This window comes from Aeromonas sp. S12(2024), from assembly GCF_041402305.1.
Classification (GTDB): domain Bacteria; phylum Pseudomonadota; class Gammaproteobacteria; order Enterobacterales; family Aeromonadaceae; genus Aeromonas; species Aeromonas veronii.
Genome location: NZ_JBGLRB010000006.1, coordinates 138219 through 156702, shown reverse-complemented (window position 1 = coordinate 156702; position 18484 = coordinate 138219). Strand labels below are relative to the sequence as shown.

The 18484-nt window shown below is 60.4% G+C and carries 16 protein-coding genes; 4 read left to right on the top strand and 12 right to left on the bottom strand.

The window, feature by feature from the left end; all coding sequences use genetic code 11:
- Nucleotides 1-8: 8 nt before the first annotated feature.
- A protein-coding gene (gene prfB / locus ACB035_RS08260; protein ID WP_100645262.1) for a peptide chain release factor 2 occupies nucleotides 9-1107 on the bottom strand; the annotation gives its coding sequence in 2 pieces (ribosomal slippage) (nucleotides 9-1031 and nucleotides 1033-1107; 1098 coding nt in all).
- A 256-nt stretch (nucleotides 1108-1363) separates the two neighbouring features.
- On the opposite strand from prfB, the gene ACB035_RS08255 reads away from it, so the two are divergent.
- Complete coding sequence (locus tag ACB035_RS08255; protein ID WP_139494153.1) at nucleotides 1364-3235, top strand: methyl-accepting chemotaxis protein; 1872 nt, start codon at nucleotides 1364-1366, stop codon at nucleotides 3233-3235.
- A gap of 231 nt (nucleotides 3236-3466) precedes the next feature.
- Here the strand turns inward: ACB035_RS08255 and gltS are convergent, their stop codons facing one another.
- On the bottom strand, nucleotides 3467-4666 hold the full coding sequence (gene gltS, locus ACB035_RS08250; protein ID WP_005348115.1) for a sodium/glutamate symporter: 1200 nt from the start codon (nucleotides 4664-4666) through the stop codon (nucleotides 3467-3469).
- A gap of 446 nt (nucleotides 4667-5112) precedes the next feature.
- On the opposite strand from gltS, the gene ansA reads away from it, so the two are divergent.
- On the top strand, nucleotides 5113-6120 hold the full coding sequence (ansA, locus tag ACB035_RS08245; RefSeq protein WP_005354141.1) for an asparaginase: 1008 nt from the start codon (nucleotides 5113-5115) through the stop codon (nucleotides 6118-6120).
- A 262-nt stretch (nucleotides 6121-6382) separates the two neighbouring features.
- Here the strand turns inward: ansA and ACB035_RS08240 are convergent, their stop codons facing one another.
- Nucleotides 6383-6676: a YeaC family protein gene (locus ACB035_RS08240; protein WP_371167046.1), complete on the bottom strand. Its 294-nt coding sequence runs from the start codon at nucleotides 6674-6676 to the stop codon at nucleotides 6383-6385.
- A 72-nt stretch (nucleotides 6677-6748) separates the two neighbouring features.
- On the bottom strand, nucleotides 6749-8182 hold the full coding sequence (locus tag ACB035_RS08235) for a glyceraldehyde-3-phosphate dehydrogenase (RefSeq protein WP_021229728.1): 1434 nt from the start codon (nucleotides 8180-8182) through the stop codon (nucleotides 6749-6751).
- Between the two features lie 211 nt (nucleotides 8183-8393).
- Here ACB035_RS08235 and ACB035_RS08230 point away from each other — a divergent pair, with 211 nt between their 5' ends.
- Both ACB035_RS08230 and ACB035_RS08225 read left to right on the top strand, forming a co-directional pair.
- The gene (locus ACB035_RS08230) at nucleotides 8394-9194 is read left to right on the top strand and encodes a DUF2989 domain-containing protein (RefSeq protein WP_216961198.1); all 801 of its coding nucleotides are present in this window, start codon (nucleotides 8394-8396) and stop codon (nucleotides 9192-9194) included.
- Between the two features lie 7 nt (nucleotides 9195-9201).
- Nucleotides 9202-9762, top strand: coding sequence for an NUDIX hydrolase (locus ACB035_RS08225; RefSeq protein WP_216961201.1), 561 nt, complete (start codon nucleotides 9202-9204; stop codon nucleotides 9760-9762).
- A gap of 106 nt (nucleotides 9763-9868) precedes the next feature.
- Here the strand turns inward: ACB035_RS08225 and lipA are convergent, their stop codons facing one another.
- The 8 genes from lipA to mrdA form a co-directional block, all read right to left on the bottom strand.
- Nucleotides 9869-10834: a lipoyl synthase gene (gene lipA, locus ACB035_RS08220; protein ID WP_005335190.1), complete on the bottom strand. Its 966-nt coding sequence runs from the start codon at nucleotides 10832-10834 to the stop codon at nucleotides 9869-9871.
- The gene (gene lipB, locus ACB035_RS08215; protein ID WP_371167045.1) at nucleotides 10831-11508 is read right to left on the bottom strand and encodes a lipoyl(octanoyl) transferase LipB; all 678 of its coding nucleotides are present in this window, start codon (nucleotides 11506-11508) and stop codon (nucleotides 10831-10833) included. The genes lipA and lipB overlap by 4 nt, the downstream gene beginning before the upstream one ends.
- A gap of 62 nt (nucleotides 11509-11570) precedes the next feature.
- Entirely contained in the window at nucleotides 11571-11834 is a 264-nt protein-coding gene (gene ybeD, locus ACB035_RS08210; RefSeq protein WP_005335178.1) for a DUF493 family protein YbeD, read from the bottom strand.
- A 292-nt stretch (nucleotides 11835-12126) separates the two neighbouring features.
- Nucleotides 12127-13323 carry a D-alanyl-D-alanine carboxypeptidase family protein gene (locus ACB035_RS08205; protein WP_075115448.1) on the bottom strand — a complete coding sequence of 399 codons (1197 nt, stop codon included), beginning with the start codon at nucleotides 13321-13323 and terminating at the stop codon, nucleotides 12127-12129.
- 186 nt (nucleotides 13324-13509) lie between these two features.
- Complete coding sequence (locus tag ACB035_RS08200; RefSeq protein WP_144714333.1) at nucleotides 13510-14490, bottom strand: septal ring lytic transglycosylase RlpA family protein; 981 nt, start codon at nucleotides 14488-14490, stop codon at nucleotides 13510-13512.
- Nucleotides 14432-15430 carry a lytic murein transglycosylase B gene (gene mltB, locus ACB035_RS08195; RefSeq protein ID WP_371167044.1) on the bottom strand — a complete coding sequence of 333 codons (999 nt, stop codon included), beginning with the start codon at nucleotides 15428-15430 and terminating at the stop codon, nucleotides 14432-14434. The genes ACB035_RS08200 and mltB overlap by 59 nt, the downstream gene beginning before the upstream one ends.
- The gene (gene rodA, locus ACB035_RS08190) at nucleotides 15430-16533 is read right to left on the bottom strand and encodes a rod shape-determining protein RodA (RefSeq protein WP_005335170.1); all 1104 of its coding nucleotides are present in this window, start codon (nucleotides 16531-16533) and stop codon (nucleotides 15430-15432) included. Before rodA ends, mltB begins: the two co-directional genes overlap by 1 nt.
- Complete coding sequence (gene mrdA / locus ACB035_RS08185) at nucleotides 16526-18442, bottom strand: penicillin-binding protein 2 (protein WP_302245445.1); 1917 nt, start codon at nucleotides 18440-18442, stop codon at nucleotides 16526-16528. The genes rodA and mrdA overlap by 8 nt, the downstream gene beginning before the upstream one ends.
- Between the last annotated feature and the right edge of the window lie 42 nt (nucleotides 18443-18484).

Sequence of the window (18484 nt, the reverse complement as noted above, 5' to 3'; positions counted from 1 at the left end):
CTGCTTGTTTACAGACCTGATTTCAGGCTGGCTTCGATAAACTTGTCCAAGTCACCGTCGAGCACCGATTGGGTATTACGGGTTTCGACGCCGGTGCGCAGATCCTTGATACGGGAGTCATCCAGCACATAGGAACGGATCTGGCTGCCCCAACCGATATCAGACTTGGTCTCTTCCAGGGCTTGTTTCTCAGCGTTCTGCTTCTGAATTTCCAGCTCGTAGAGCTTGGCTTTCAGCTGCTTCATACACTGGTCTTTGTTTTTGTGCTGGGAACGGTCGTTCTGGCACTGTACCACGACACCGGTCGGAACGTGGGTAATACGCACCGCGGATTCGGTTCGGTTAACGTGCTGACCACCGGCACCGGAGGCACGGTAGACGTCGATCCGCAGATCCGCCGGGTTGATCTCGATATCGATATCGTCGTCGATCTCGGGGTAGACGAACACAGAACAGAAGGAGGTGTGACGGCGGCCACCGGAATCGAACGGAGACTTGCGAACCAGACGGTGTACGCCGGTTTCGGTACGCAGCCAGCCGAACGCATATTCGCCGGTGAACTTGATGGTGGCGGATTTGATACCAGCCACGTCGCCTTCGGAGCATTCAATCAGCTCGGGCTTGTAGCCGTGGGCATCGCCCCAGCGCAGGTACATGCGCAGTACCATGTTGGCCCAATCCTGTGCTTCGGTACCACCGGAGCCGGATTGAATATCGATATAGCAGTCGGAGCCGTCGTGCTGACCGGAGAACATGCGGCGGAACTCGAGATCCACCAGCTTGGCTTCCAGCTGTTCGGATTCGGCGATGGCTTCGTTGAAGGTCTCTTCGTCTTCCCCTTCGACGGCCAGGCTCACCAGCATCTCGACGTCATCCACGCCCTGGGTCAGGGTGTCGATGGTGCCGACCACGTTTTCCAGCGCGACGCGCTCTTTGCCCAGCGCCTGTGCGCGCTCGGGTTCATTCCATACGTCCGGCTGTTCCAGCTCGGCGTTGACCTCTTCTAGACGCTCTTTCTTGGCGTCATAGTCAAAGGTACCCCCTAAGAAGCTCGGTCCGCTCAGACAGCTCCTTAAGTTTATTTAATACGGGATTAACTTCGAACATCGTGAAAACTCTCAGGGTCGATGTGATTTAAAAACGGGATATTCTAGCCAATTGTGGAAGGAATAAACAGGGTTGCCTTGGCTTGTGCGGCTCATGCCGTCAATTTCTGGTGCACTTTTCTCCACCTCGGTAGAAAATATCGCCCGCCGACCCATTTTCAGGTTCAGTTTTGGCCATTCGGGTCGCTAATGACTACGTGTAGTGTTGTGCAATTTAGGGAAAAACCCGCTCCTCACCTCAATAAGAAGAACACATGATGAAAAACCTGTCACTCAAGCAGAAGATACTGTTGTCAGTGGTGATCGCCCTTTCGTTGGTGATTTTGTTGCTCTCCTGGCAGAGCTATAGCAGCCAGAAGTCCCTGTTGCTGCAAGGCAGCCAGGAGCAGTTGCAACGGCTGGGTACCCAGCAGGCCGAGCGTGTCAGCGACTGGCTCGCAGCCCGTCGCGACGTGATCCAGGCGCTCGGCAACAAGGCCGGTGCCGAGCCCCTCAATGCCTTGCAACAGGCACAAGTTTCCGGCCGTTTCCAGCTCACCTATTTCGGTGAGAGCAGTGGCAAGATGAATGACTCCGATCCCTCCATCAACCGCGATGGCTACGACCCGCGCTCCCGTGGCTGGTATCAGGAGGCGATGAGCAAAGGTGGCCTGATTGTCACCAAACCCTATCTCGATGTGGCTTACAACATCATGGTGGTGACCCTGGCCCAGCCGGTTTCTGGCGGGGTCGTCGGTGGTGACCTCTCCATCGCCTCGCTAGTGGAAGACGTGACCAAGATGCAGCTGCCTGCCGACGGTTTCGCCATCATGATGCACAAGGATGGCACCATCATCGCCTACAAGGATGCTGCCAAGGCGATGAAACCGGCCAGCGAGATCGACAACGATCTGACCAATGCGCTGATCGAGCAGAGCAAGTCGAGCAAGGATCTGGTGCCTGCATATTTTGACAACGAAGGTCGTGACAAGCTGCTGTGGGCGGCTGATATCCCCGACACGGATTGGGAACTGGTGCTGGTGCTGGACAAGGCCGCGCTGGAAGCGCCGCTCTCCTCCCTGCTGATGACCCAGCTGGGGATGGCGCTACTGGTGCTGGTGGGTAGCATCCTAGCTATCTCCTGGCTGGTCAGCATGCTGCTTGGCCCGCTCACCAAGGTCTCCCAGGCGTTGGCCCGCATTGCCGATGGTAACGGTGATCTGACCCAGCGTATCAAGATCGACGCCAACGACGAAGTGGGCCAACTGGCCAACAGCTTCAACCGTTTCGTCGGCAGCCAGCATCAGCTGATCGGCAATATCCGTCAGCTGGCCAACGAGTTGAACGCCGATGCCGAGCGCAGTCTGGTGACCAACCAGGCCGCGGTGGACGAGTTGCAGCGTCAGCAGCAGGAGGTGACCATGGTCGCCACGGCGGTCACCGAGATGGCGAGCGCCACCATGGAGATCGCCGGCAACGCCGAGAACACCGCCGCCGCTGCCCAGCAATCTGCCCAGAGCAGTGAGCAGGGCAAGATGCTGGTCAACAAGACCCGCCAGTCCATCAATGGTCTGGCCGAAGAGGTGGGGCAGGCGACCGAGGTGATCGGGGAGCTGAGCCGCCACGCGCAGGCGATCACCAGCATCCTCTCCACCATTCAGGGGATTGCCGAGCAGACCAACCTGCTGGCACTGAACGCGGCCATTGAAGCGGCTCGCGCCGGTGAGCAGGGTCGTGGTTTTGCGGTGGTCGCTGACGAGGTGCGGGTGCTGTCGCGCCGTACCCAGGACTCCACCCAGCAGATCCAGTCCACCATCGAGACACTGCAACAGACCACTGCCCGCGCGGTGAGCCTGATGCAGACCAGTCAGGGGCTGGCGGACAACAGCGTGCAGGATGCCGATCAGGCGGTGCGCGCGCTGGAAGAGATCACCAGCGCCATCTCCCTCATCTCCGACATGGCGGGTCAGATCGCCACTGCCGCCGAGGAGCAGACCCAGGTGACCGGCGAGATCACCCAGAACACCACCGCCATCAAGGATGTGAGTGACGAGATCACCGCATCTGCCATGCGCGATCTGGATCAGGCCCACAGCCTTAAAGGGCGTGCTGCTGACCTGAATCAGCAGGTGTCGACCTTTATCCTGTAAGGTGCAACTCACGGCCTGTTCCGGCTGAGATAAACAAGCCCCGCACTCTGTCGAGTGCGGGGCTTTTTGTTGTTCGGGGGAGTGCGGGATGTGGGGGTTCCGGGTTGCTTGCGGGTCACCCAGGTGGCGGATACGAGCCCCGGCTCTGCCTGCGTCAGCTGGCGAGTAGAGAACAAACAAAGAGCCCACCGAAAGGTGGGCTCTGATCATATACGTCTGACGGAAAGGGAATTACAGGAATGGCATAGCCATAAACAGCTTGATCACCATGGCGTTGATGATGTCGATAAAGAAGGCGCCCACCATGGGCACCACCAGAAACGCCAGGTGCGAGGGACCGAAGCGCTGGGTGATGGCCTGCATGTTGGCAATCGCGGTTGGGGTGGCCCCGAGGCCAAAGCCACAGTGACCTGCCGCCAGCACGGCCGCATCGTAATTTTTGCCCATCACCCGGAAGGTGACGAAGATGGCGTAGAGCGCCATCGCCACTGTCTGGGCGGCCAGTAGGATGAAGATGGGCAGCGCCAGGCTGGCCAGATCCCACAGTTTCAGGCTCATCAGTGCCATGGCGAGGAACAGCGACAGGCTGACGTTGCCCAGCAGGGAGACCTCGCGATCGCTCACTTCATGCCAGTTCAGCAGGGTCAGGACGTTGCGCAGCAACACGCCGACAAACAGCACGCAGACGAAGATCGGCAGCTCGAAGGCGCCCCCTTTGAGCGAGGCGGAGAGCAGCTCGCCGCCCTTGAGGCTGATGGCGATCAGTGCCAGCGTCTCGATGACGCTGAAAGTGGTGAGGGGGCGCTCCATGTCGGGCATTTCGAAGCCCTGTGGGGCCTCATCCTGATTGTGCTCCTCACCGGGGACCTGCACTTTCTTCACCAGATAGCGAGCCACCGGGCCGCCGATCAGGCCGCCCAGCACCAGACCGAAGGTGGCACAGGCGATGGCGAGCTCAGCGGCGGATTGCACGCCGTACTTCTCGGAGAAGGTAGCGCTCCAGGCCGCACCGGTGCCGTGGCCGCCGGAGAGTGTGATGGAGCCGGCCAGCAGCCCCATGTGGGGATCCAGACCGAGCAGGGTCGCCAGACCGACACCCAGACTGTTTTGCACCAGCAGCAGGCCGGTGACCACCATCAGGAAGGTAACCACCGCCTTGCCGCCGCGTTTCAGGCTGGCGAGATCGGCGGAGAGACCGATGGAGGCGAAGAAGGCCAACATCAGCGGGGTTTGCAGACTGGTATCAAATTGCAGCTCCATCTGCAGGGTGGAGCGCAGCAGCAGCAGTACCAGCGCGACCACCAGGCCGCCGGCTACCGGTTTGGGGATGTTGAAGGTACGCAGCAGCCCGACTCGGGTAACCAACACCCGGCCAAGCAGCAATACCAGAGTGGCAGCGACCAGCGTTGCGTAGGAATCAAGTTGTAACATTCAGTACTCCCATGTTGATTGGCTGTGTCTTTCATAGCAAAAGACTTACAGATTCAGCCGGGATGAAAACAGTGTGGCTTATGTGCCAGCAAAGAAGGGGAAACATCTCCCCGCCCCAGGAAAGATGGGGCTTGTGCGGGCCTGAAATGCTCAGGCATCCAGATGAGATTTTAGTAAAATCCGGCAGATTGTAGCAAAAAGCATCGTTTAATTCCATCTTTGTCGTATTAATGCTCGTTTTAGTGGTTTATTGTGACATTTAACACTATGTAGGTAGAGGGCAGAAAAGCCGAAAAGGGTGCATGGAACGGCTGTCATTTGGGGCGCCAGTCTCTATAATTCGCCGGTTTCCGCTGCACGCAGAGGCGCTGGCGGGCGTTGACATTGTGGTTCACCCCGACATGGTTCATGTTTTGGCGGTGTTCACTTCATCAAGAGGAGAGGGTGTGAAGAAGTCTATCTACATTGCCTACACAGGCGGCACCATAGGGATGCAGCGTTCCGATCACGGCTACGTGCCGATGGCGGGCTTTATGGAAGACTGTCTGGCGCGGATGCCCGAGTTCCACCGCCCCGAGATGCCGGATTACCATATCCACGAATATGCCCCTCTCATCGACTCCTCCGACATGACCCCGGCGGACTGGCAGCGCATTGCCGAGGATATTCGCGACAACTACGACAAGTACGATGGTTTCGTGATCCTGCATGGCACCGACACCATGTCGTTCACCGCCTCGGCGCTCTCCTTCATGCTGGAAGATCTGCACAAGCCGGTCATCATCACCGGCTCCCAGATCCCATTGGCCGAGTTGCGCTCCGACGGTCAGCAGAACCTGCTCAACGCCCTCTATATTGCGGCTAACTACCCGATCCACGAGGTGACGCTGTTCTTCAACAACCAGCTCTATCGCGGCAACCGCAGCAAGAAGGTGCACGCCGACGGCTTCCACGCCTTCGATTCGCCCAACTATCCGCCGCTGCTCAATGCCGGGATCGCCATCTCGCTGGAGGCGGGCGAGTTGGGCGTGCCGTCCGAGCGGCCGCTGGTGCTGCACGACATCACCCCCCAGCCGATCGGCGTGGTGACCCTCTATCCGGGGATCTCCAGCGAGGTGATCGCCAACATCCTGCAACAGCCGGTGAAGGCGCTGATCCTGCTGTCGTTCGGGGTGGGCAATGCGCCGCAAAACCCGGCCATGCTGGCGCTGCTCTCCGAGGCATCGGCCCGTGGCGTCATCATCGTCAACCTGAGCCAGTGCCTGCACGGCAAGGTCAATATGGGGGGCTATGCTACCGGCAACGCCCTGTCGCGGGCCGGGGTGATCTCGGGCTTTGACATGACTGCCGAGGCAGCACTCACCAAGCTGCACTTCCTGCTGAGTCAGGACTTGCCCTCCCACCGCATTCGCGAGTTGATGCAGCAGTCCCTGCGCGGGGAGCTGACTCCCTAAGCGATGCGGCCCTCACCCTAACCCTCTCCCGGCGGGAGAGGGGATAGAGCGAGGTGCTGTTGGCCACGAGGCTTGCCATGAAGAGCGTTGGCAGGTGGCCCGTTCACTGTTCGCAGGTGCGAGCCTGCTCCCTTCTCCCCCTAGCGGGAGAAGGGTTGGGGATGAGGGGGATGAGTCGCCCGGCATCGATAGGAAAAAAGAGGGGAGCCATAATGGCTCCCCTCTTTGCTGTGGCCGCCGCGAGCGGCCTGCCGAGTCAGGTTCAATGTTTAAGGTCGACCCGCACTATCTCTTCCTCGTCGCGATACTGACGCTTGAGCTCGCTCTTGCTCTTCATCACGATCTCGCCGTCACGACCTATGTTCATGTGCTCGGGATTGTCGATGTGCATCGCCTGCCAGGCCATCACGGCTTGCAGGGAGGTGGCCTTCTGCTCGTCGGTGAGGGGCTTGCCATCGGGCCACTTGCCCAGCTCGACTGCGGTCTTGAGCCGCTCGTACACCTCTTGTGGCATCTGCCTGATAGCTTGTAAAAACTCACCCTGTTGAAACGACATCCGGCCTTCTCCTTGAACTATTGAGCCATAAACAGCGGGATCTGATGGGCCATGCAGGTAGACCCTATCAGTCTATGCCGGCAGATCCTGGCGGACTACGCCAGCCATCTGCTCCATCACCCTCACTACCTGACAACTGTACCCGAACTCGTTGTCATACCATACGTAGAGCACGCAGTGATCCCCCTCGGCGATGGTCGCCTGGGAGTCGACGATGCCCGCATAACGGGAACCTACCATGTCGGAGGAGACCAGCTCGGTACTGGCGCTGAAGTCGATCTGGCGATGGAGGGCCGAGCTTAGCGCCATCTGCTGCAGATAGGCGTTGAGGCTCTCCCGATCGGTGGCCTGCTCCAGCGACAGATTGATAATCGCCAGCGACACGTTGGGGGTCGGTACCCGGATGGCGTTGCCGGTCAGCTTGCCCTTTAGTTCCGGCAGCGCCTTGGCCACCGCCTTGGCGGCGCCGGTGCTGGTCATCACCATATTGAGGGCCGCGCTGCGACCGCGGCGCTCGCCTTTGTGGTAGTTGTCGATGAGGTTCTGATCGTTGGTGTAGGAGTGGACCGTCTCCACGTGGCCGTGGCGGATGCCGAACCGCTCCTGCATCACCTTGAGCACCGGGGTGATGGCGTTGGTGGTACAGGATGCGGCGGAGATGATCCTGTCATCCGGGCCTATCACCTCATGGTTGACCCCGAACACCACGTTCTTCATCTCCCCTTTGCCGGGGGCAGTCAGCAACACCTTGCCGGCACCGCGCGCTTTCAAGTGCTCGGAGAGGCCTGCCTCGTCACGCCAGACGCCGGTGTTGTCGACGATCAGCGCATCGTGAATGCCGTAGGCTGTGTAGTCGATGTCGGCCGGGCTATTGGCGTAGATCACCTGAATGAAGGTGCCGTTGGCGATGATGGCGCTGCGTTCCACATCCACCTCGATGGAGCCGTTGAAGGGGCCATGCACCGAGTCGCGGCGCAGCAGGCTGGCACGTTTCTCCAGATCTCCGTCGCGACCACCGCGTACCACGATGGCGCGCAGGCGCAGCGGATTGGCGGCGCCGGTACGCTCGATCAGCAGGCGGGCCAGCAGGCGACCGATACGGCCAAAGCCGTAGAGCACCACGTCGGTCGGCTGCGGCATCTGGCTGCGGCCAAGGGCCGGTGCCAGTCGCGCTTGCAGATAGTCCTCGATCCCCGCCTCATCCTGATGATCCTGCCAGTAACCAACCGCCAGCTTGCCAAGGTCAACCTCGGCGGCGGTGGGTTTGAGGGCAACGATGGCCTGAAGCAGGGGGAAGCTTTGCTGGATGGGGAGGGGCGCGCCCTGGTGGCGGCGGACGACCCGGTGGGCCTTGAGGATATCGATGGTGGAGGCGTTTTGCAGCGGGCGGCCGTAGAGGGTGATCTCGACCCCTTGTTGTCGGTAGAGGCGACCAATCAAGGGCTGCATGGCTTCGGCGAGCTCCTGGCTCTCCTGCCACGCTTGCAAGTAGTGCTCGTGGGTCATTGACCAGATCCTTTATTTCACGTTGTTGGTGTAAATAGAAAATTCGTCGAATGCAGATCAGTGTAGGGGTGTATATTTCGTTATATTATTCTGCAATCGCGGCCTTATATGGCGCGCGCATTGTAATGGATATGTAACCGGTTTGCTAGCCGGAGGTGGCCCGTAAAGGCGCCAGTTGTTACCAACCCGCGTTACCAACAAGATGTGAACCATGGCCAATTTCCCCCTGCGACAGACCTTAATCATGCTTTCAGTCGGCCTTGCCGTGGCTGGCTGCAATGACGACCGGATCCACAACATCTGTGGCAATCATCCCGAGCTCTGCCAGGATCTGGTGGACGATGGCTGGTGTCGCTACGAGCGTACCGATGTGATCCGCAGTCGCTTCTATCTCAAGGAGGAGGGGACGGATCGGCGCAAGTACGAGCTGATGCGCAACCTTGAGCGCTATCTCAAATGTGCCGAGCGCTCCACCAGCATTGAATACAAGAATGCCCGCGAGCAGAAGAGTCCACGGGTCGAGGGCATGCTGGCGGCCGGGGATCAGTTGGCCCAGCTCGATGCGGCGACCCGCAATTCACAAGATCCCTACCTGCTGCTCTGGCACTGGACCAACAACACCAACGAGCTGGCTCGTCAGCAGTTTATGGCGCTGGAAGGCACCAAGGCGCTGGATGAACCCGAGCTGCAACTGGCGCTCGGCGGTATCTACGCCAAGAGCGACCCCGAAAAGGCCATTGCCACCCTGCAGCACGGGCTCTCCCTCTATCAGGAGGGGGATAAGGTGAACAGCCGCATATTCACCTCCCTCAGCACCCTCTATATGGGCCAGAAACAGTACGGGCTGGCCTATCTGTGGGGCAAGGTGAGCGAGTCGTTTCAGGATAGCCCCGAGGTCTCAGCCAAGCGTTTTGGCATCTACCACACCCTGAGCAAGACAGAGCAGGATGGCTACGATGTGCGGGCGGCCGAAATTGTCGAGCAGCTCAAGCATGGCAACTACCGGCCCTGAGGCAGTGATGACGATGCTCTCCCCGGCCAGCTGCTGGCCCAATCCGTTCGATCTCTCTTTCATTCATGGCGAGGTACGTACCGATGGCCGCACCCTGGAGCGCCTCACGGTGCGTGCCGTAGTACTCCATGGCGACGAGTTGCTGCTGGTTCACTCCCGGGTTAACGGTGATCTGATGTTTCCTGGCGGCGGCGTTGAAGCGGGGGAAAACCACCATGTGGCGCTGGCCCGCGAGCTGAAGGAGGAGTGCGGTGCCGAGTTGCTGGAAGTAGGGACCCTGCTTGGCGAGACCCGGGAATACCGCGCCGCCCGCGAGCCGGGGTTCGATGCCTACTGCATCCGCTCGCTCTACTACTTGTGCCGGATTGGTGATCAACTGGTGGAGCCACAGCCACAGCCCTACGAGATCCGCCTTGGCTTCGTGCCCGGCTGGTTTGCCCTCGACGAAGCGCTGCAGACCAACAAGACCCAGCTGGCGGGGCCCTGTCCCCAGTGGACGGCGCGAGAGACCCGGGTGCTGACCCAGTTGCAACGCTGGCATCAGCAGGGGGTCTTCGACCACGGCTGATGAGTAGATCAAGCTGCAACGGTCAGTGACACCAACAGAAAGAGCGCCAATAGGCGCTCTTTTTCATTGCGAGGGTGGCGGTTACTGGCCGCTCTATCGTGCGAGGTTACTTGACCTCTTCGCCCTTGGCTTGCAGATCCGCGTGATAGGAGGAGCGCACGAAAGGACCGCAGGCGGCGTGGGTAAAGCCCAGCTCCATGGCGACATCTTTCAGCTCGTCAAACTCTGCTGGCGGCACGTAGCGCTTGACCGGCAGGTGGTGGCGGCTTGGCTGCAAATACTGACCCAGGGTCAGCATGTTGACGCCGTGAGCGCGTAGATCCTTGAGCACCTCGACGATCTCTTCGTTGGTCTCGCCAAGGCCCATCATCAGACCGGACTTGGTCGGTACATGGGGGTGCATCTCCTTGATGCGGCGCAGCAGCTCCAGCGACCACTTGTAGTCGGCACCCGGGCGAGCGACGCGATACATGCGCGGCGCAGTTTCCAGGTTGTGGTTGAAGACGTCCGGCGGCGTTTCGCGGAACACCTCCAGTGCCTGCTCCATCCGGCCACGGAAGTCCGGGGTCAGGATCTCGATGCGGGTCTGCGGGCTGTGCTCGCGGATCTCGCGGATGCAGTCGGCGAAGTGCTGGGCACCGCCGTCGCGCAGATCGTCGCGGTCCACCGAGGTGATCACCACATACTTGAGGTTCATCTCCTTGATGGTCAGCGCCAGCTTCTTCGGCTCTTCCGGATCGAGCGCCAGCGGGCGGCCGTGGGCCACGTCGCAGAAGGGGCAGCGACGAGTGCAGATGGCGCCCATGATCATGAAGGTGGCGGTGCCGTGGTTGAAGCACTCCGCCAGGTTGGGGCAGGAGGCCTCTTCACACACCGAGTGCAGCTTGTTCTTGCGCAAGGTGCTCTTGATGTGTTCGATCTTCTGGCTGGAGGGGGGCAGCTTGATCCGCATCCAGTCCGGCTTGCGAAGGAGTTCTTCGTTGGGATCCGGCATGAATTTCACCGGGATCAGGGCCATCTTGTCGCCATCGCGCAGCTTGACGCCCGGCTCCATACGAACGGGTTTGCTCATGATTCACTCTCGGTGTTTGTTATTGTTTGGTAGCCAATCAGGTGGGCCAGCTCGGCCACCAGAATGGATTGCGCCTCGGCCACGCTTTGCGGGCCGCCCAGAGCGCTGGTCTGGGTCATGGCCATGCCCGCATAGCCGCACGGATTGATGTGCAGGAAGGGGGTCATGTCCATGTTGATGTTGAGGGCCAGCCCGTGGAACGAGCACCCCTTGCGGATGCGCAGACCGAGCGAGGCCAGTTTTGCCTCCATGCCAAGGTCATTTTTCACATAAACCCCGGGGGCATCGGCCTTGGCATAGGCCTGGATATCGCTTTTGGCGAGGGTGTTGATGATGGCTGTCTCCAGCGCGGTCACCAGCTCGCGAACCGAGAATTTGCAGCGGCGGACATCCACCAGTACGTAGAGCACCAGCTGGCCCGGGCCGTGATAGGTCACCTGACCGCCGCGATCGCTCTGCACCACCGGGATATTGCCCGGATTGAGCAGGTGTTCGGCCTTGCCGGCCTGACCCTGGGTGTAGACGGGATCGTGCTCGACCACCCAGAACTCGTCCGGGGTGTCGCTGGTGCGGTTGTCGGTGAAGGCTTTCATGGCGTCCCATACCGGCTGGTAGGGGCGGCGACCCAGCTGCCTGACAATCAGGCTGGACTGGGCGGGGATCTGGGATGACATGGCGTCCTCGCGGCGTGCTGCGGCCAAAAACAGTCGCCCCGCAGAACGGGGCGAGAGAGAAATTACAGTACGTATTTCACCAGCTCGATCTTGCCAAGGGCGTGGTACATCGCTTCGATGTGCTCTTTGCTCTGGGCAGTCACGGTCACGCGAACCGAGTGGTAATTGCCCTTGGAGCTGGGCTGGACGGTCGGGCTGTAGGTGCCGGGGGCGTGCTGCTGCAGCACTTCAACCACCATTTCCGGCAGTGCCGGGTCGGCAACGCCGAGTACCTTGAACGGGAATTTGCAGGGAAACTCCAGCAGTTCATCAAACTTGGTATTCATTTACTCACCTTTTGCGTCATCACCGGGATGACTTCATCTTGGATGGCTAGTGGCCGATGGCCCGTGGAGGCCGCCATTTCAAGTCTATATGGGCACGGCTCATAACTATATGGGCGCTGCCCGGACCGGGATCAAGGCCAGGATCGGTCAGACAAGGATGGAAGTGCTGCTTTTTACCACAAATCAGGGTAAGGCGGAACCTGCAGTTTACAGGGTTATTCACTGCCTTTGCCGGTCACAGACAGCAGCGGCGCCTGTTGGCGCCGCTGTTTGGTGAGGATTGTGCGTTGGATTACTTGAACCAGCTGGTGACCAGCAGTATCAGGTAGTCCCACAGACGGCTCATCAAGCCACCTTCCTGCACCTCTTCCAGGGCAACCAGCGGCACCTGCTTGATCTCTTTGTCGCCCTGCTTCAGGAACACGGTACCGACGCGCTGACCCTTGGCCAGCGGCGCTTTCAGTTCGCTGTCGAGCTGGAAATCAGCCTTCAGGTTGTTACCCTGACCGCGGGTGACCAGCACGGAGACATCTTTGTCGACGCCCAGTTTCACTTCCGGTTTGTCGCCCATCCAGATCTTCTGGGTGACCAGCTCGGTGCCTGCTTTGTACGGGGTCAGGCTCTGGAAGAAGCGGAAGCCGTAGGTGAGCAGTTTTTTGCTCTCGGCGGCGCGGGAGGCTTCGCTGCTGGCGCCCAGTACCACGGCGATCAGGCGCATGCCTTCGTTGTTGGTGGCAGAGGAGACCAGGTTATAGCCGACCTGACTGACGTGGCCGGTCTTGATGCCATCCACCTGCAGGGATTGATCCCACAGCAGGCGGTTGCGGTTGTGTTGGGTGATGCCGTTGAACACGAAGGATTTCTGGGAGTAGATCTTGTACTCCTCCGGCAGGTCGCGGATCAGCGCCTGACCCAGACGGGCCATGTCGTGAGCGGTACTGTAGTGACCTTCCGCATCCAGACCGTGCGGGTTCATGAAGTGGCTGTCGTTCATGCCGAGCTTGGCGGCCCAGCTGTTCATCAGGCTGGCGAAGGAGTCGGTGCTGCCCGCCAGGAATTCGGCCATGGCGACGCAGGCGTCGTTGCCGGACTGGATGATGATGCCCTTGTTGAGATCATCGACAGAGACCTGCTTGCCCACCTCGATAAACATCTTGGAGGAGTCGGAGTAGTTCTTGGACCAGGCGTTCTGGCTGATGGTCACCATGTCGGTGCGCTTGATGTTCCCCTTCAGCAGCTCCTGGCCGATGATGTAGGAGGTCATCATCTTGGTCAGACTGGCAGGCGGCAGACGCTCTTCGGCGTTCTGCTCGGCCAGCACCTGACCTGAGTAGTAGTCGATCAGAATATGGGCCTTGGCGGAGATCTCCGGCGCGGCGGGAACCACCATGGGCATGGCATTCGGGGTCGGTGTCGGCACCGGCGTATTGGCCTGGGCGGTTACGCTGATCAGTGAGGCCAGAAGAACTGAACGGGCAAATTTGGACATCTTGAAATTCCTGCGAGCCAGATGGGGATAAAATGCGGGCCTAACTATACCAGATGCGCCCGCAGGTTATAGCCCGAGATGGCGATCAGAACTGGTTTTTTATCCATCACTCCCTGTCATCACGCCATAAAACGACGTGATGACAGTGAGTAAGCGGTTAGTCACATCCGCAGCAAAAGGGGGCGATCAGGGCACGATAAAGGCCTGTTCCAGCCCGCCCTGACGTACTTTTTCCAGCACACTTGCCTGCTGGTCGGCGGCGACCGGGCCAATCAGCACCCGGAAAATGGCGCCATGAGCATCGATCCGGTAGGGCACGCCGTAACGCTGGGTCATCACCTTGCCCATCGCCTCGGCCCGATCCCGGGAGCCGCTGGCCAGTACCTGGATCATCTTGCCATCCCCATTGCTGGCGGGCGCTGCAGCCTTGGCTGGTGCAGGCTTGACAGGTGCCGCTTTGGCGGGCTTGGCGGCGGGTGCCTTGACGGGAGCCGGATCGGCGGCGGGAGTGGCCATCGCCAGTGCGGTTGGTTCACCCAGGAAGCCATCTTGCGACAGCGTGTTGGAGGCCGCAGCCGGAGTGGTCGGAGTCATTTCGATGGGCTTCATCGGCTCCATGATCACCATCTGATCCGGAGTGTCGCTGATCAGCTCCAGCCGTACTCGGGCCTCACCGCTATCGATCATCTCCAGTTGCTTGGCCGCTGCGTAGGAGAGGTCGATCAGGCGCGGGCTGTTGAACGGGCCGCGATCGTTGACTCGCACAATGGTCTCCAGCCCGTTGTCCAGATTGGTGACCCTCACATAGCTCGGGATGGGTAGGTTGCGGTGGGCGGCACTGAACAGCTTGCTGTCCAGAACATCGCCGTTGGCGGTCTTCTGGCCGTCCAGATCCGGCGACAACCAGCTGGCGGTGCCCTCTTCGCTGTAGTGTTTGATGTCGCGCCACACCTCGTGCTTCTGCTTGCCAATCCAGTAGTCCCGGTTGCCGCTGGCACTCAGGGGCTCGGGGCGCGGAATGGCGCCGGTGGCTTGCGGGATCTCGATAACGGGTGGCTTGCTGACCGGTGCTTGCGGCTCGACGGGGGCGCTCTGTTCCGGCTGGCTGCTACAGGCGGCCAGCAACAAGCTCAGGCTGAGCGGGAGGAGTTTGTGACGAAGATGCATACGCTTCCTGAATGGCTTGGCTAAGTTGATACACCGCCATCGCATAGAGTGGGCTGCGATTGTAACGGGTGATCACATAAAAGTTATGCCGTGCGACCCAGTATTCCGGTCCATCGGCTTGGGCAAACGCCAGCAACTTGACCGGCGTCTGTGGGGCCAGCGGCGTGGCGAGCTCAATCCCTGCCGCCGCCAGTTCTGACCACTGTTGTGTTAACTCGGGCTCAGGCCTGAGTAGAGGTTCAACTGCCATCAACCCGATCTGGGCCGGTTCCACCACGGATTCGCCCCAGCACCACTGGTGGCTGGCAAAATAGTTGGCCACGCTGCCGATGGCATCGACCGGGTTGGCAAACAGATCCCGCTTGCCATCCCCGTCAAAGTCGACGGCGTAGTGGCGATAGCTGGAGGGCATGAACTGCCCCATCCCCATGGCGCCGGCATAGGAGCCCTTGAGGGTATCGAGTTGCCACCCTTCCTCTTTGGCCAGCACCACCAGCTGGGCAAACTCCTTGGCAAAGAAGTCGGCCCGCTCGGGGTAGTGAAACCCCAGGGTGTAGAGGCTATCGAGCACCGGATGACGGCCCATCTGGCGGCCATAGAAGGTCTCGACCCCTATGATGGCCACGATGAGCGAGGCGGGCACCCGATAGGTCTGCTCCGCGCGGGCCAGCGTCTCGGCATGTTGTTGCCAGAACTGCTGGCCGTCACGGATGCGCTCCGGGGTAACGAACAGCGGCCGGTAGCGATGCCAGGGTTTGGCCTCCCACGGCTTGCTGATGGTGTCGAGCACCTCCTGCCGTAACTGAGCGCGGGCGACGGCAGCCTGCAGCTCCGCCAGCGGCACCTGCTGCTGGTCGGCGAGCAGGGCCAACCGATCCGGCGCCACGGCGGCGGTCGCCATCGTGGTGGCGAGCGAGAGCAGCAATCCAACCCGTCTCATCAGGCGAGCAGTCTTCTATGAGTCTGGATGGACATCAGGATACCGAATCCGGCCATCAGGGTCACCATGGAGGTGCCGCCATAGCTCACCAGCGGCAGGGGTACCCCCACCACCGGCAAGATGCCGCTCACCATGCCCATGTTGACGAACACATAGACGAAGAAGGTGAGGGTGATGGCGCCACCCAGCAGTCGCTCGAAGCTGTTCTGGGCCTGCATCGAGATAAACAGGCAGCGGCTGATGACGTAGAGGTAGAGCACCAGCAGCAGGGCAACCCCTACCAGACCGAACTCCTCGCTGAATACCGCGAAGATGAAGTCAGTATGGCGCTCGGGCAGGAACTCCAGCTGGGACTGGGTCCCTTGCAGCCACCCCTTGCCAAAGACGCCGCCGGAGCCGATGGCAATCTTGGACTGGATGATGTGATAGCCGCGGCCGAGCGGGTCTTTCTCCGGGTCGAGCAGCATCAGCACCCGCTGGCGCTGGTAGTCGTGCATCAGGAAGAACCAGAGCACCGGCATAAAGGCCAGCATCAGCAGGACCGCCAAGCCGATCAGCCACCAGCTGAGCCCCGCCAGGAAGATGACGAAGAAGCCGGAGGCGGCCACCAGAATGGAGGTGCCAAGGTCAGGCTGGGCGGCGATCAGCAGGGTGGGCAGCAGCACCATGATGAGGGCGATCACCACATGGCTGAACTTGGGTGGCAGCGAGTGGCGACTGAGCCAGGCGGCCACCATGATCGGCATGGAGAGCTTCATCACCTCGGAGGGCTGGAACTTCATAAAGCCCAGATCGAGCCAGCGCTGGGCCCCCTTGCCGATGTGGCCGAACACGTCCACCGCAATCAGCATCAGCACCACCACGGCGAACAGCGGCACCGACCAGCGGGCGTAGAGGGAGGGGGGCAGCTGGGCCAGGCCGATCATCAGGGCAAAGGCGAGACCGCCGCGCACCAGCTGGCGCACGATGGAGTCCATATCCTGACCGGAGGCGGAGTAGAGCACCACCATGGAGAGGGTCATCACGGCCAGCAGACCGAGCAGCAGGGGCAAGTCGATATGCAGCTTGTACCAGATGCTCTGCTGGCGGGCAGAATTACTCATTGGGAGCGACCTCACTCGGTTGGGACGGCTTTTCCGGTGCCGGTGGCAGTTGCGGATCAGGGGGCAGCAGATAGGCATCCAGCATCTGGCGAGCAACGGGGGCCGCATTGGTACTGCCACCACCGGCGTTCTCCAGCACCAGCGCCACGACTGCCTTGGGTGTTTCATAGGGGGCAAAGGCGACAAACAGGGCATTGTCGCGATGCTCCACTTTCATGGTTTTGGCGTTGTAGACCTGATTCTCTTTCATGTTGACCACCTGGGCGGTGCCGGACTTGCCTGCCGCCACATAGGGGGTGTTGGCAAAAGCGCGACGGCCGGTACCTTCGTGGCCGTTGATCACTCGCCACATCCCCTCCCGCGCCACCTGCCAGTAGCTGTCGCTCTTGGTTTTGAGCGCCATGTTCGGGTTGATCGGAGCATCGACCACTCCCGCTTGGGAGGCGGTGCTCTTGAGCAGGTGCGGGGTCACATCGTGGCCATTCTGGGTCAGGATGCTGATCGCCTTGGCCAGCTGGATTGGCGTGGCGCTCCAGTAACCCTGACCGATACCGATGGAGATGGTGTCCCCCTGATACCAGGGCTGACGCCAGCGGGCCATTTTCCAGTCACGGGATGGCATGACTCCCTTGGTCTCTTCATAGAGGTCGACGCCACTGTACTGACCGAAGCCGAACTTGGTCATGTAGCTGTGGATCTTGTCGATGCCGACCCGATAGGCGAGATCGTAGAAATAGGTATCTGCCGAGACCTCGATGGCGCGATAGACATCGAGCCAGCCGTGTCCCCAGCGGCGCCAGTCGCGAAACTTCTTGGTGGTACCGGGAATAGAGAAGCTCGGGCCGCCGAAATAGCGGTAGCCCGGGGTAATGGCCCCCTCGTTGAGCCCCATTACCGACATCATGGGTTTGACGGTGGAGGCGGGGGCATAGATGCCCTGAGTGGTGCGGTTCACCAGCGGCCGCGCCGGATCGTTGAGCAGCGCCGAGTAGTTGGCGCTGGAGATGCCGGTCACGAACAGGTTGGGGTCATAGCTCGGGCTCGACTCCATGGCGATGATGGCGCCGGTTCTCGGGTCCATCATCACGATGGCGCCGCGCTGGCCGGCCAGCAGTTGCTGGGCCTTGAGCTGCATCCGGACGTCGATATTGAGGTAGATATCCTTGCCGGGAATAGGCGGCTGGAACTTGAGGGTACGGACAATCCGGCCGCGGTTGTTCACCTCGACCTCCTGATAGCCCGCCACACCGTGCAGCTCATCCTCGTAATACTTCTCCACCCCCTGCTTGCCGATATCCTTGGTGGCCGCGTAGTTGGCGAGTTTTTCTTCCTTCTCGAGGCGCTCTACGTCACGGGTGTTGATCTTGGCCACATAGCCCAAAGCATGGGTGAGGGTGTCACCGAACGGGTAGTAGCGCTTGAGGTAGGCCTCGATGCTGGCGCCCGGGTAGTTATGCTGATTGACCGAGAAGAGGGCCACCTGATATTCGGTCAGCTTCTCGTAGAGGGGGACCGGCTTGAAGCGGCGCTGGCGCTTCACTTCCGCGAGGAACTTCTCCTTGGTGCCTTCCGGCAGACCCAGCAGGGTGATCAGCTGGTCGGCGGTTTTTTCGAGATCCTTGGTCTCTTCCGGCACAATTTCCAGACTGTAGACTGGGCGATTTTCTGCCAACAGCACACCGTTGGTGTCATAGATGAGGCCCCGTGGCGGCGCCACTGGCACCACGCGGATGCGGTTGGAGTTGGAGCGAGTCTGGTAGGTGTCGTAGGACTCGACCTGCAGATAATAGAGATTGCCCAGCAGCACCAGCATCAGCACGACGATGCCGATGTAGGCTACCAGGGTGCGCCGGAAGAACAGATTGCCCTCGGCACTGTGATCGCGCATTTCGATGCGTTGCTTCAGCATGCCTTTACCTCAAGACCCTTGGGGGCAATAAGAGCAGGAACT

Excerpts from the sequence above, each read along its gene's own strand:
- ACB035_RS08255 (WP_139494153.1), top strand. The coding sequence starts at position 1,364 with ATGAAAAACCTGTCACTCAAGCAGAAGATACTGTTGTCAGTGGTGATC.
- ACB035_RS08240 (WP_371167046.1), bottom strand. The coding sequence starts at position 6,676 with ATGTCGTTTCAACAGGGTGAGTTTTTACAAGCTATCAGGCAGATGCCA.
- ACB035_RS08225 (WP_216961201.1), top strand. The coding sequence starts at position 9,202 with ATGACGATGCTCTCCCCGGCCAGCTGCTGGCCCAATCCGTTCGATCTC.
- ACB035_RS08205 (WP_075115448.1), bottom strand. The coding sequence starts at position 13,323 with ATGTCCAAATTTGCCCGTTCAGTTCTTCTGGCCTCACTGATCAGCGTA.
- ACB035_RS08230 (WP_216961198.1), top strand. The coding sequence starts at position 8,394 with ATGGCCAATTTCCCCCTGCGACAGACCTTAATCATGCTTTCAGTCGGC.
- gltS (WP_005348115.1), bottom strand. The coding sequence starts at position 4,666 with ATGTTACAACTTGATTCCTACGCAACGCTGGTCGCTGCCACTCTGGTA.
- ybeD (WP_005335178.1), bottom strand. The coding sequence starts at position 11,834 with ATGAATACCAAGTTTGATGAACTGCTGGAGTTTCCCTGCAAATTCCCG.
- mrdA (WP_302245445.1), bottom strand. The coding sequence starts at position 18,442 with ATGCTGAAGCAACGCATCGAAATGCGCGATCACAGTGCCGAGGGCAAT.
- ACB035_RS08200 (WP_144714333.1), bottom strand. The coding sequence starts at position 14,490 with ATGCATCTTCGTCACAAACTCCTCCCGCTCAGCCTGAGCTTGTTGCTG.
- rodA (WP_005335170.1), bottom strand. The coding sequence starts at position 16,533 with ATGAGTAATTCTGCCCGCCAGCAGAGCATCTGGTACAAGCTGCATATC.
- ACB035_RS08235 (WP_021229728.1), bottom strand. The coding sequence starts at position 8,182 with ATGACCCACGAGCACTACTTGCAAGCGTGGCAGGAGAGCCAGGAGCTC.
- lipB (WP_371167045.1), bottom strand. The coding sequence starts at position 11,508 with ATGTCATCCCAGATCCCCGCCCAGTCCAGCCTGATTGTCAGGCAGCTG.
- mltB (WP_371167044.1), bottom strand. The coding sequence starts at position 15,430 with ATGAGACGGGTTGGATTGCTGCTCTCGCTCGCCACCACGATGGCGACC.
- lipA (WP_005335190.1), bottom strand. The coding sequence starts at position 10,834 with ATGAGCAAACCCGTTCGTATGGAGCCGGGCGTCAAGCTGCGCGATGGC.